This is a genomic window from Nocardia farcinica, assembly GCF_001182745.1.
GTDB lineage: Bacteria > Actinomycetota > Actinomycetes > Mycobacteriales > Mycobacteriaceae > Nocardia > Nocardia farcinica.
On record NZ_LN868938.1, the window covers coordinates 1,798,632 to 1,809,929 of the forward strand.

General features: G+C 71.1%; 13 protein-coding genes. 6 read left to right on the top strand and 7 right to left on the bottom strand.

Going from position 1 to position 11,298, the window contains the following annotated elements; genetic code table 11:
* The first annotated feature begins 1 nt into the window (after position 1).
* Complete coding sequence (locus tag AMO33_RS08765; RefSeq protein ID WP_076573487.1) at positions 2–1,081, top strand: alcohol dehydrogenase catalytic domain-containing protein; 1,080 nt, start codon at positions 2–4, stop codon at positions 1,079–1,081.
* Positions 1,082–1,137: 56 nt separating this feature from the next.
* On the opposite strand, the gene AMO33_RS08770 is transcribed toward AMO33_RS08765, so the two are convergent.
* Positions 1,138–2,364, bottom strand: a complete 1,227-nt coding sequence (locus AMO33_RS08770; protein ID WP_060591889.1) for a cytochrome P450 family protein — start codon at positions 2,362–2,364, stop codon at positions 1,138–1,140.
* Between the two features lie 275 nt (positions 2,365–2,639).
* On the opposite strand from AMO33_RS08770, the gene AMO33_RS08775 reads away from it, so the two are divergent.
* The gene (locus AMO33_RS08775) at positions 2,640–3,905 is read left to right on the top strand and encodes a cytochrome P450 (RefSeq protein ID WP_011208824.1); all 1,266 of its coding nucleotides are present in this window, start codon (positions 2,640–2,642) and stop codon (positions 3,903–3,905) included.
* 251 nt (positions 3,906–4,156) lie between these two features.
* Here the strand turns inward: AMO33_RS08775 and AMO33_RS31405 are convergent, their stop codons facing one another.
* Positions 4,157–4,435 (bottom strand): hypothetical protein, encoded by a 279-nt coding sequence (locus AMO33_RS31405; protein ID WP_062954214.1) that lies wholly within the window; start codon positions 4,433–4,435, stop codon positions 4,157–4,159.
* Here AMO33_RS31405 and AMO33_RS31410 point away from each other — a divergent pair.
* Together AMO33_RS31410 and AMO33_RS08785 are read left to right on the top strand one after the other, a co-directional pair.
* The gene (locus AMO33_RS31410) at positions 4,428–4,778 is read left to right on the top strand and encodes a helix-turn-helix domain-containing protein (RefSeq protein ID WP_062954213.1); all 351 of its coding nucleotides are present in this window, start codon (positions 4,428–4,430) and stop codon (positions 4,776–4,778) included. The two genes, AMO33_RS31405 and AMO33_RS31410, sit on opposite strands and share 8 nt — an antisense overlap.
* A gap of 15 nt (positions 4,779–4,793) precedes the next feature.
* Complete coding sequence (locus AMO33_RS08785) at positions 4,794–5,543, top strand: SDR family oxidoreductase (protein WP_060591893.1); 750 nt, start codon at positions 4,794–4,796, stop codon at positions 5,541–5,543.
* Between the two features lie 17 nt (positions 5,544–5,560).
* Here the strand turns inward: AMO33_RS08785 and AMO33_RS08790 are convergent, their stop codons facing one another.
* The 3 genes from AMO33_RS08790 to AMO33_RS08800 all read right to left on the bottom strand — a co-directional run bounded on the left by AMO33_RS08790 (position 5,561) and on the right by AMO33_RS08800 (position 8,415).
* Positions 5,561–6,214, bottom strand: a complete 654-nt coding sequence (locus AMO33_RS08790; RefSeq protein WP_086838962.1) for a response regulator transcription factor — start codon at positions 6,212–6,214, stop codon at positions 5,561–5,563.
* The gene (locus AMO33_RS08795) at positions 6,211–7,581 is read right to left on the bottom strand and encodes a sensor histidine kinase (RefSeq protein ID WP_060593387.1); all 1,371 of its coding nucleotides are present in this window, start codon (positions 7,579–7,581) and stop codon (positions 6,211–6,213) included. The genes AMO33_RS08790 and AMO33_RS08795 overlap by 4 nt, the downstream gene beginning before the upstream one ends.
* Positions 7,582–7,662: 81 nt before the next feature.
* Positions 7,663–8,415 (bottom strand): TetR/AcrR family transcriptional regulator, encoded by a 753-nt coding sequence (locus AMO33_RS08800; RefSeq protein ID WP_062954212.1) that lies wholly within the window; start codon positions 8,413–8,415, stop codon positions 7,663–7,665.
* Between the two features lie 187 nt (positions 8,416–8,602).
* On the opposite strand from AMO33_RS08800, the gene AMO33_RS08805 reads away from it, so the two are divergent.
* Together AMO33_RS08805 and AMO33_RS08810 are read left to right on the top strand one after the other, a co-directional pair.
* Positions 8,603–9,562 carry an ATP-binding cassette domain-containing protein gene (locus tag AMO33_RS08805; RefSeq protein ID WP_060591897.1) on the top strand — a complete coding sequence of 320 codons (960 nt, stop codon included), beginning with the start codon at positions 8,603–8,605 and terminating at the stop codon, positions 9,560–9,562.
* Entirely contained in the window at positions 9,562–10,368 is an 807-nt protein-coding gene (locus AMO33_RS08810) for an ABC transporter permease (protein ID WP_011208817.1), read from the top strand. Before AMO33_RS08805 ends, AMO33_RS08810 begins: the two co-directional genes overlap by 1 nt.
* Positions 10,369–10,409: 41 nt before the next feature.
* Here the strand turns inward: AMO33_RS08810 and AMO33_RS08815 are convergent, their stop codons facing one another.
* Together AMO33_RS08815 and AMO33_RS08820 are read right to left on the bottom strand one after the other, a co-directional pair.
* Entirely contained in the window at positions 10,410–10,826 is a 417-nt protein-coding gene (locus tag AMO33_RS08815; protein ID WP_060591899.1) for an SgcJ/EcaC family oxidoreductase, read from the bottom strand.
* Between the two features lie 14 nt (positions 10,827–10,840).
* Positions 10,841–11,269: a hypothetical protein gene (locus tag AMO33_RS08820; RefSeq protein WP_082668624.1), complete on the bottom strand. Its 429-nt coding sequence runs from the start codon at positions 11,267–11,269 to the stop codon at positions 10,841–10,843.
* Positions 11,270–11,298 lie beyond the last annotated feature (29 nt).

Below are 11,298 nucleotides of genomic sequence, written 5' to 3' on the forward strand. Positions count from 1 at the left end.
GATGCGTGCAGCAGTGTGCCCGGAGCAGGGCACGGTCGCGGTGACCGATGTCCCCGACCCCGAGTTGCGGGCGCCCACCGACGTGATTCTGCGGATCCGGGCCACCACGATCTGCGGCAGCGACCTCCATCTGAGGAACGGACACATCCCCACGCCGTGGGGTTTCTGCCTCGGCCACGAGTATGTCGGCGAGGTCGTCGAGATCGGTGGGGCGGTGTCGCAGGTGCGGATCGGTGACCGGGTCGTCGGACCCGCCGCGCCGTGGTGCGGCAGCTGCCCGACCTGTCGCCGTGGCCGGATACAGCGCTGTCCCCGCGGCGGAGTGTTCGGCTCCGGCGCCGCGTGGGGCGACCTCGGCGGCGCGCAGGCCGAATACCTGCGGGTGCCGTGGGGGGACCGGATCCTGTCGGCCGTTCCGGACACAATCGAGGACGGGCAGGCGCTGACCGTCGGCGATGTGCTCTCCACCGGCTGGACGGCGGTGCGCCGATCGGTGCATGGGCCCGGCGCCACCGTGCTCGTGCTCGGCTGCGGCCCGGTCGGGCTCTCCGCGATCCATACCGCGTCGCTGTACGGGCCGAGCCGGATCGTCGCCGTGGATTCCGTTCCGGAACGCCTGCGGCTGGCACGCGCCCTCGGCGCCACGCACACCGTCGGCGCGGACGAGGACGTCGCCGCGGCGATCGCCGATCTCACCGACGGGCTCGGCGCCGACTCCGTCATCGAGGCAGCCGGGGCGGACGCGGCCTTTGCCACCGCCACCGCCGCGGTGTCCATCGGCGGGACGATCGCCGTCGTCGGGATTCACGGCGCGCCGGTCGAGGTGCCGATGGCCGACCTGCTGACGAAGAACGTCTCGATCTGGGCCGGGCTCGGCGACCTCGGACGGATGGACGAACTCCTCGCGCTCATCGCCGCGGGGCGGCTCGATCCAGCACCGATGTTCACCCACCACCTGCCGTTCGACCGCATCGAAGACGCGTACCGGATGATGGACGCGGGAGCGAACGGCATGGTGAAACCGCTGATCACCTCGATCACGCCCGGACGGCGGGGCGCCGGAATCCGGCTCCGGTCGTGACGGCCACCCGCACGGCCACCGTCGGCGCCCACGACACCGACGGTGGCCGTGCGGGATCACGCCGTCAGGTACACCGGCAGGTGGCGGTGGCCGTTGGAGATGAAGCTCTGCACCGTGCCGAGTTCGTCGGAGGCGGCGGCCAGGCGCAGGTTCGGGAAGCGGTCGAACAGGGCGGGGAGCGCGATGGACGCCTCGAGGCGGGCCAGCGGGGCGCCGAGGCAGTGGTGGGCGCCGTAGCCGAAGGCCAGGTGGTCCTTGGTGGTTCGGCTCAGGTCGAATTCGTCGGCGTTGTCGCCGAACACCTTCGGGTCGCGGTTGGCCGCGGCGTAGGAGGCCAGGATCGGCTCGCCCTTGGCGATGTGCACGCCCCCGACGTCGAGGTCGTCGACGGCGTAGCGCAACGGCAGGTGCGCGATGGGGGCCTCGAAACGCAGCGATTCCTCGACGACGTCGGTCCAGGTGGCCCGGCCCTCGGCGAGCGCGGCCCGCTGCTCGGGGTGTGTGAGGAGGGCGAAAACCGCCTGGTCGAGCAGGTTCACGGTGGTCTCGTGGCCCGCGCTGATCACCAGCAGCAGGGTGTCGAGGAGTTCCTGGTCGGTGAGGCTGGAACCCTCGTCGTCACGCTGGGTGATGAGCAGGCTGGTCATGTCCTCGCCCGGGTTCGCACGCCGGTAGGCGATGAGTTCGCCCAGGATGCGGTACATTTCGCCGTAGTTGGCCTGGGCCTGCTCGGCGGTGAGCGAGGTGTCGAAGATGCCGTCCACGCAGGCGCGCAGGCCGGGATTGAGATCCTCGGGCACGCCCATCAGTTCCGAGATCACCTGGATCGGCAGCGGATAGGCGAACGCCTCGCGCAGGTCGACGGCCTCGCCCGCGGGGGTCTGCGCGAGGGTGTCGAGCAGTTCCTTGGTGATCCGTTCCACCTGCCCGCGCATCGCCTCGGTGCGGCGCGCGGTGAAGGCGGGGGCGACCAGCTTGCGCAGGCGCCGGTGGTCTGCGCCGTAGGCGGTGAACATGTTGGTCACCGCGACCCACAGGAAAAGCGGCCAGTCCTGGGAGATCTCGCCGTTGATGAAGGCGGGCCAGTGCTGGCGGGGATCCTTGGACACCCGGGGATCGACCAGGAGTTGCTTGAGCAGGGCGGGATCGGTGACCGACCAGGCCCGCACACCACCGGGCATCTCGACCGAGGTGACCGGTCCCCGCGCACGGAGACGTTCGGATTCGCCCTGGATATCGGCGCCGATCGGATCGAGCACGAGCGGCATCTGGGTTGACTCCATGGTCAGGAGCTCCTAACTGGCTGTGACCGCGAACGAACTAAGGTAAACCAAACTCTTTGTGACAGAGCACATTCTGAACAGCAGTCGTGAATGGTACCAGCCGGTAGGAGCCGTGCACGCCGAGTCGCGTAGAACGCCCGCCGCGTGCACGAATTCGCCGCATCCGGCTGTCGACCGGGGCGAGAATGCCCAGGGGCCGGGCTGGTCCGGCGCGCGCGCACCGCTTAGCGTTGTCGGGATCGACCCGGAGCACATCGACCACGTGGAGGCCCTCTGTGACAAACTCCAATCCGACGATCGACGGCCGTCCCGTCGTACCCGGTGCACCGATGGACCCGGACGGGCCGCGCTTCCCGATCTACACCCCGGAGTTCGCCGCGGACCCGCACGGCGCCTACGCCGAGATGCGCCGCCATCACCCGTCCCTCGCTCCGGTGGAGATCGCTCCCGGCGTGCCCGCGACGCTGGTGATCGGTTACCGGACCGCGGTGCGGATCCTGCACGACCCGGAGCGCTTTCCCGCCGACCCGCGCGCGTGGCAGAAGAAGGTGCCCGCCGACTGCCCGATCCTGCCGATGCTGGAGTGGCGGCCGAACGCCCTGCGCAGCAGCGGTTTCGACCACGTGCGCTATCGGTCGGCGAACAAGTCGGCGATCGAGGGCGTCGATCTGCACGCCATGCACGCGGTGGTCGAGCGGATCGCGGTGCCGTTGATCAACGGCTTCTGCGCGGACGGGCGCGCCGATCTGCTCAGCCAGTACATCCACCCGCTGGTGTTCACCGCGCTGAACACGATGCTCGGCTGTTCGGCCGACATCGGCCAGCGGGTGGCGGCGGGCATGGCCGCGGTGTTCGAGTCCGGGGAGGGCGCCGAAGCCGGTAACCAGATGCTGCTCGAGGCGCTGCTCGAGCTCACCGGCTACCGGCGGGCGCACCCCGAGGACGACATCACCTCCCGGCTGGTCACCCACGAGACGGGGCTGACCGACGAGGAGATGATCCACCAGCTGGTCACCCTCTACGGCGCGGGCATCGAGCCGGAGGTGAACCTCATCGCCAACACGGTGCTGCTGATGCTCACCGACGACCGGTTCGCCGGCAGCGTGCTCGACGGCAGGCTCAAGACCCGCGACGCGCTCGACGAAGTGCTCTTCACCGACCCGCCGATGGCGAACTACTGCGTGAGCTACCCGCGCCAGCCGATGCTGGTGGACGGGGTGTGGCTGCCCGCCAACGAGCCGGTGCTGATCAGCATGTCGGCCTGCAACAACGATCCGGCGGTCAATCCCGGTGGCGCCGACGCGCTCCCGCTCAACAGTTCCCACCTGGCCTGGAGCGCGGGCCCGCACAGCTGCCCCGCCCACCAGGTCGCGACCCTGATCGCCCAGGACGCCATCGACCAGCTCCTCGACGCGCTCCCCGAGATCGAGCTGGCCGTGCCCCGCGAGCAGTTGACCTGGCGCCCCGGCCCGTTCCACCGCGCCCTGGAATCGCTACCGGTCACCTTCCCGCCGACGGCGCCGTTGACGACCCCCGCCTGAGCCGGCCGCCGCCGCCCGCCCGATCGCGCCCGGCAGCGCACACCACCTCCTCCGACGGCCCGCGGCCACTGCCGCGGGCCGTCGACGCTGGCGCCCCGGGTGGATATGCCCGGCCGTGTCCCGGTTCGAGGAGCCCTGAGCCTTGACCCGACCGGTGCCCGCGGTCGAGTTCCACACCACCGGTGCCCATTTCAAGAAACCGTCCAGCAATCCCCGCATGAAAACTGGAACTCTCGGTACCAGATACCGAATCATAGGGTTTTACCTGCAACTTCGAGTACACCGGTCTCGGTGACGAAGAAGACAATCGTCCACTCCACCCCGATGTCGGGTGTTTCGGTGAGGTTTCCGCTAACATCCAGCGACGGAAGGCAGGTCGGCACAAGGACCGGGCGGTCGGGGGTCTGGCGGCACTGCCGGAGGTGGAAGGACAACCGAATGACGTCGGCGCAGTTCAAGTCTCGCTTGAACAGATTGATCGAGCGCTGGGAAGCCGAACACGGCACGACGGTGACGAACGCGATGCTCATCGAGCGCATGGAGAGGGCGGGATATTCGGTGTCACCGGCGTATCTGTCGCAGTTGCGGACGGGACGCCGAGCCAACCCCTCACCGGCGTTCCTGGCGGCGCTGGCCGAGGCCATGAACGCACCGCCGGACTACTTCCTCTACGGTGATGCGGTGGACGGCGGGGGCGACGGCAACAGCGACGACGGACTGCTCGGCGATGTCCGTGACCCGAAGCTGCGCGGTCTCATGCGCGCGGCGGCCGGGCTCTCGGAGGACTCGCAGCGCCTGCTCATCTCGCTCGCCGACAAACTGCGCGACGCGGAGGGCCGCTCGGGTGGCACCACCGCCGAGTTGTATCCGTGAGTGCGAGGAGGCACGGTGGAGCCAGGAACGGTCGTGGTCACCGGCGGCAGCCGCGGTATCGGCGCCGCCACCGCGCGCAGGCTGGCCCGCGACGGTTTCGCGGTGCACCTGACCTACCGTGAGCGCGCCGACGCCGCCGATCGGCTGGTGCGCGAGATCGCCGGCTCCGGCGGCCGCGCCCGCGCCACCCGGGTGGACCTGAGCGTGCCCGGCGACGTCGACGCGCTCTTCGCCGCCGTGGACGCCGACTCCGCCCCGCTGGTCGGCCTGGTCAACAACGCCGGACTACTGGAAACCCAGTGCCGGGTGGCCGACCTCGACGCCGCCCGCCTGCACCGGGTGATGGCCGCCAACGTGGTGGGCCCGATGTTGTGCGCCGCCGCGGCGGTGCGGCGGATGTCGACCCGCCACGGCGGGCGCGGCGGCGCGATCGTCAACGTCTCGTCGGTCGCCGCCCGGCTCGGCGCGCCCGGCGAGTACGTCGACTACGCCGCGAGCAAGGGCGCTCTCGACACCTTCACCCGCGGCCTGGCCGCCGAGGTGGCGGGCGAGGGGATCCGGGTGAACGCGGTGCGGCCCGGTTACATCCACACCGACATCCACGCGCTCGGCGGTGACCCCGACCGGGTCGAACGGCTCGGCCCGGCCCTGCCGATGGGTCGCGGCGGGCGCCCGGAGGAGGTGGCGGAGGCGATCGCCTGGCTGCTCTCCGCCGCCGCCTCCTACACCACCGGCAGCTTCCTCGACCTGGCCGGCGGACGCTGATCCGACCGACGCGGCGGTCAGCCCTTGAGCCGCAGCACCGCGAGCACCCGCCGGTGATGGGTGTCCGAGGGCGGGAGATCGAGTTTGGTGAAGATGTTGCCGATGTGCTTCTCCACCGCACGTTCGGTGACGGTGAGCGACGCGGCGATGGCGTTGTTGGACAGGCCCTGCGCCATCAGCTCGAGCACCTCGCGTTCGCGCGGGGTGAGCCGGGCCAGATGATCCTGCTGGCGGGAGGCGCCCATCAGCTGACTCACCACCTCGGGGTCGAGGGCCGTGCCGCCGGTGGCGACCCGGTACAGGGCGTCGACGAAGTCGCGGACGTCGGCGACCCGGTCCTTGAGCAGGTAGCCGACGCCGCCCGCGCCGCCGGCGAGCAATTCGGTGGCGTAGCGGGTCTCGATCCACTGCGAGAAGACCAGGACACCGGTCATCGGATACTTGCGGCGCAGTTCGATGGCCGCCAGCAGACCCTCGTCGGTGAAGGTCGGCGGCATGCGCACATCCACCACCGCCACGTCCGGGTTGTGCTCGCCGACCACGTCGCTCAGGCTGCCCGCCTCCCCCACCATCGCCACCACCTCGTGCCCGCGTTCGGTGAGCAGACCGGCCAGGCCGTCGCGCAGGATGGCACTGTCCTCGGCGATGACGATGCGCAACGGCGCGCTCACTGCGGGTCCTCCAGCGGCAGCACGATGGTCACCACGGTGGGGCCGCCGAGCGGGCTCGCCACGGTGAGGCTGCCGTCGACCGCGCGGGCGCGGGCCGCCAGCCCGGCCAGCCCGCTGCCCGCCGACGACGCACCCTCGGCGGGCGGCAGCACGCCGCCGATCCCGTTGTCGCGCACCGTGACCGCCAGGGTGCGGATGCTGTCGGGCAGCACCGAGACCCAGGCGCGCTCGGCTCGCGCGTGCTTGACGACGTTGGTCAACAACTCGGCGACCGAGAAATAGGCGATCGCCTCGACGGCCGGACTCGGCCTGCGCGGCAGGTGCACCCGCAATTCCACCGGCACCGCGCACCGCGCCGTCAACGTCTCCAAGGCCGGGCCGAGTCCGAGCTCGAGGGCGGGCGGATGGATACCGCGAACCAGTTCGCGCAGTTCGGTGAGCGCCTCCTTGGAGCTGGCGTGCGCGTCGGCGATGAGGTCGCGGGCATCGCCGCCCGCCGCCAGTCGCTCCTCGGCGCGGCCGAGCGCCATCGCGATCGTCACCAGCCTGGCCTGGGTGCCGTCGTGCAGATCGCGTTCGACCCGGCGCAGCGTCGCCGCGGCGTCCTCGACGGCGGCCCGCCTGCTCTCCCGCAGTTCGGCGAGCTGACGGTCCCGCGTCGTCTCGGCCAGCAGCGCCACGGTCAGCATCCGGTGCAGCAGGCAGACGCCGCGCACCAGCCACGGCACCGCGAAGCAGGCGAGGACGCCCACCGCCGCGACACCGAGCACGCGCGGCCAGGTGTCGACGTAGAAGCTGCCGAACTGCATCAGCGAGTGCCGCGCGACGCCGTTCTCGTCCACGTTCACCGGATCGAACAGCGCCCACGGGATCGGCGAGAGCGCGGTGAACACCGCCACCGCCACCGCCGTGAGCACCAGGTAACCGAGCACGACGCCGACGACCGCCTGCGCCAGCAGGAACAGCAGGGCCCGCCAGCTCACCCGATCGGTGAACGCGCCCTTGAGAAAACCGAGGAACCCGCGCGGCGGCGCGAACTCCGGTGGCGCGGGCACCGTGGTGTCGAGCAGATGTTCGGCGAGGCCGCGATAGATCGCGCCCCACACCCGACCGCCGAGCAGCACCAGCGCCAGCACCGGGATGCCGACCACGAGGACCGACAGGTACAGCCCGCCGCCGATACCGAAGAACACCCAGCACACCGCGACGCACCCGAGCGCGAACGCCGTCACCAGGTAGACCAGTTCCTTCCACGTGCGTGCCTCGACGGGTGCGCGCAGCACCGCGGGCACGGTCCGGCGCGGCGGCGGCAGCGGCGCCACCGGGCGGTCGAGGACGAGCGTGGGTTCGGTCGAGGTCTCGGTCATGCCATCCATCCTGGTTCCCGGTGGTGCCGGTGCCGAGGGAGCTGACCACCGGATCGAGGGTGGGGCCAGCCACACCACGGCTCACTCGGCCTGTGCGCGGCGGGCGACCAGCACCTCCAACCCATCGAGGATGCGCTGCAGACCGAACTCGAAGTGCTCGAAGGCCGGGTCGAACGCGGCCGCCGACAGCGAGGCCATCACCGGATACCGCCCCGACGCCATCGCCTGCTCCAGCACCGGTGCCTGCGCCTGCCAGAACTCCGCGTCGGTCATCCCGGTGCTGCGCTCGGCGTCGCGCTGGTAGAGCTGGGTGCGGGCGGCGCCGGCGACATAGCTCTCGACCATCACCAGCACCGATACCAGTTCCGGGTCGGACAGTTTCATCGGCATGATGCGGCCCATCAGGAGTTCCATGTTCGCCAGCGCGCCGGGACCGAGCACGGGCCGGGTCTGGTTCACCTGGAGCAACCACGGGTGCCGCCGGTAGAGCTCGAGCGTCTGGTGGGCGTAGAAGCGCAGGGTCTCCCGCCAGTCCGCGTCGGCGTCGACCTCCTCGTCGGGGTACTGGACGCGGTCGAGCATGAGGTCGAGCAGTTCGGCCTTGCCGGGCACGTAGCGATACAGCGACATGGCGCCGGTCCCGAGTTCGGCGGCCACCCGGCGCATGGTGACCGCGGCCAGCCCCTCCGCGTCGGCCACCCGCACCGCGGCCTCGACGATCCGGTCCAGCGTCAGCGTCGGCTTGGGCCCGCGACTCGGCCGGGGGCCGGTGTTCCAGAGCAGGTCGAGCGTGCGCGCCAAGTCGCCGCGGCCGCTCGCCTCGGTGGTCGTCATGCGTCCCAGGGTAATCGCTTGGCGAAAAACCGAGTACGTTGTACTCTAATTTGGGTACAACGTACTCGGTTTTGCGATGCGGTTCGCGCTGAAGCGGGTTCGCGCTGAAGCGGGTTCGCGCTGACACGGGTTCTGCGACGACAAGGTTCGCGACGACAGGGTTCGCGACAACACGGGAGGACGACGGGTGAACGACGACGCGGTGCGAGCCGAAGGGCTGCGCAAGAGATACGGGGACAAGAACGCGCTGGACGGCTTCGACCTGACCGTGCGGCGCGGGACCGTGCACGGCCTGCTCGGGCCGAACGGCGCGGGCAAGACGACGGCGGTGCGCATCCTGTCCACACTGATCCGGCTCGACGGCGGCCACGCCACCGTCGCCGGGCTCGACGTGGCCCGTCGGCCGGCGCAGGTGCGCGCGCGCATCGGCCTCACCGGCCAGTACGCGGCGGTCGACGAGGTGCTGACGGGTCGGCAGAACCTGGAGATGTTCGGCAGGCTGTTCCACCTGGGCGCCCGCCGTGCCCGCCAGCGCGCCGACGAGCTGCTGGAGCGTTTCGACCTGGTGGCGGCGGCCGACCGCGGCGTCGGCAAGTACAGCGGCGGCATGCGGCGCAGGCTGGACCTGGCCGCGTCGATGATCCTGGCGCCGGACGTGCTGTTCCTGGACGAGCCGACCACCGGCCTCGACCCGCGCAGCCGCGGCGAGGTGTGGGAGGCGGTCCGCGCCCTGGTCGCCGACGGCACCACGGTGCTGCTCACCACCCAGTACCTCGATGAGGCCGACCGGCTGGCCTCCCGGATCACCGTGATCGACGCCGGTCGCGCCATCGCCGACGACACCCCGGACGGGCTGAAGAACGCGGTGGGCGGCGATCTGATCGAGGTGGTCGCCGCCGAGTCCGCCGACCTGCCGTTGGTGGCGAAGGTGGTGGCCCGGGTGTGCACGGGCGAACCGGACACCCACGACGCCGAACGCCGCGTGTACGCGCCGGTCACCGACCGCGTCGCCGCGCTCACCGAGGTCGCCAGGACCCTGCAGGACGAGGGCGTGGCCGTCGAGGACATCGGTTTGCGCAGGCCGAGTCTCGACGACGTGTTCCTGCACCTGACCGGACACCGCACCGCCGCAGAGGAGGCCGCCTGATGACCACGCTCACCCGCTCGCGCGCCTACTGGACGCTGGCCGACTGCTGGAACGTGGTGCGCCGCGGGCTCACCCACTACCAGCGTCAACCGGTGAACATCGCCTGGCAGCTCGGTTTCCCGATCCTGTCGGTGCTGCTCTACGGCTACGTGTTCGGCAGCGCGATGACCGTGCCCGGCGGCGGTGACTACCGCGACTTCCTGATGCCGGGCATGTTCGTGATGACGATGGCGTTCGGCTTCATCCACACCGCGTCGCTGGTCGTCCACGACTCCGCCAAGGGCGTGATCGACCGCTTCCGTTCCATGCCGATGGCGCCCTCGGCGGTGGTGTCCGGGCGCGGCGTCACCGATCTGATCGTGGCGTGCGCGGAGCTGACCATCCTGATGATCACCGCGTTCGTGATGGGCTGGCGACCCGACGGCGGGCTGCTCGGCGCGGTCGCGGCCTTCGCCCTGCTGCTGTGGTTGCGGATCGCGCTGATCTGGGTCGGGGTGTGGCTGGGACTGCTGGTGCCGAACGCGGAGGCGGCGGGCAACCTGTTCGTCGTCGCCTTCCCGTTGACGATGATCTCCAGCATCTTCGTCGCGCCCCAGCTCATGCCCGGCTGGCTCGGTCACATCGCGGCGTGGAATCCGATCTCGGCCACGGTCGGCGCCACCCGCGAACTGTTCGGAACCCCGGTCGGTAGCGGGGATTCCTGGGTCGAACAGCACGCGGTGCTGATGGCGGTGGTCTGGCCGCTGCTGCTCACCGCGGTGTTCCTGCCGCTGGCGGTGCGCCGCTTCCAGCGCCTGAGCCGCTGACGACGGCTCCCGCACCCGGCACTGCGGGTGCGGGAGCTCACTCAGGGGGCCTGCCGGATGCGCGTGTTCTGGAAGCTCGCGAACAGCCAGCGTCCGTCGCGCCGCACCGCGGTCCTGGTCTGGATCGACCGGTCGGCCGGATCGCCGGTGGTGGCCCCGCCGCGCAGCACGCAGACCCCGCTGGTCACCACCACCGCGACGTCGGGCGCCGGGAATCCGATGGTGGTGCGTTCCGGCTCGGACAGCCGGGTGTCGCGCATGAAGCCGTCGAAGCCCTCCTGCATGACGCGCGCGAGCTCGGCGCTGCCCTCGATGTGTTCGCCGATCACCGAGACGAACACCGCGTCGGGGGTGAACGTCGCGGCGAACGCCGCGCCGTCGCCCGCGGCCCACGCCGCGGATTGAGCGCGCAGCAGTGCGTGCAGCGCGGCGCGGTCGGTGGTGTCGGTGGTGGTCATGGTGGCTCCTCGGGTCAGCGCGCGCGGCGCAGGCCGGCGTATTCGGCGGCGGCGAAGGTCGCGACGATCGCCGCGCCGGACAACAGGAAGGCGACGCCGAGCCCGGTCAGGTCCAGCACCCGGGCGCAGGCCAGGACCACCATGCCCACCGCGGACGCGCTGTTCACCAGCACGACGGTCCGAGCGTGGCGGACGGCCTGCCGCGCGCGGCCGCCGAGCAGTACCAGCGCCAGGGCGCCCGCGAGCATCACCACGCCGAAGCCGAGCGAGAGCCCGGTGGGCACCCCGAGCGGATCCCGCAGCGCCGCCGCGCCCGCCAGCAACACCGCGCCGAAAACACCGGTCCCCCAGCCGTCCACGCGCAGGGCGGTGCACAGCAGTGCCGTGTCCGGCGCCGTCGTCACCGTGCTCATCGGCTCGTTCCTTCCGATCATCGTGCTCATGGCACCACCCTGGCCGGGGCCGGGTCGGC

Excerpts from the sequence above, each read along its gene's own strand:
- AMO33_RS08800 (WP_062954212.1), bottom strand. The coding sequence starts at position 8,415 with ATGACGACCACCGAGGCGAGCGGCCGCGGCGACTTGGCGCGCACGCTC.
- AMO33_RS08765 (WP_076573487.1), top strand. The coding sequence starts at position 2 with ATGCGTGCAGCAGTGTGCCCGGAGCAGGGCACGGTCGCGGTGACCGAT.
- AMO33_RS08815 (WP_060591899.1), bottom strand. The coding sequence starts at position 10,826 with ATGACCACCACCGACACCACCGACCGCGCCGCGCTGCACGCACTGCTG.
- AMO33_RS08810 (WP_011208817.1), top strand. The coding sequence starts at position 9,562 with ATGACCACGCTCACCCGCTCGCGCGCCTACTGGACGCTGGCCGACTGC.
- AMO33_RS31405 (WP_062954214.1), bottom strand. The coding sequence starts at position 4,435 with ATGAGCATCGCGTTCGTCACCGTCGTGCCGTGTTCGGCTTCCCAGCGC.
- AMO33_RS08820 (WP_082668624.1), bottom strand. The coding sequence starts at position 11,269 with ATGAGCACGATGATCGGAAGGAACGAGCCGATGAGCACGGTGACGACG.
- AMO33_RS31410 (WP_062954213.1), top strand. The coding sequence starts at position 4,428 with ATGCTCATCGAGCGCATGGAGAGGGCGGGATATTCGGTGTCACCGGCG.
- AMO33_RS08770 (WP_060591889.1), bottom strand. The coding sequence starts at position 2,364 with ATGGAGTCAACCCAGATGCCGCTCGTGCTCGATCCGATCGGCGCCGAT.
- AMO33_RS08795 (WP_060593387.1), bottom strand. The coding sequence starts at position 7,581 with ATGACCGAGACCTCGACCGAACCCACGCTCGTCCTCGACCGCCCGGTG.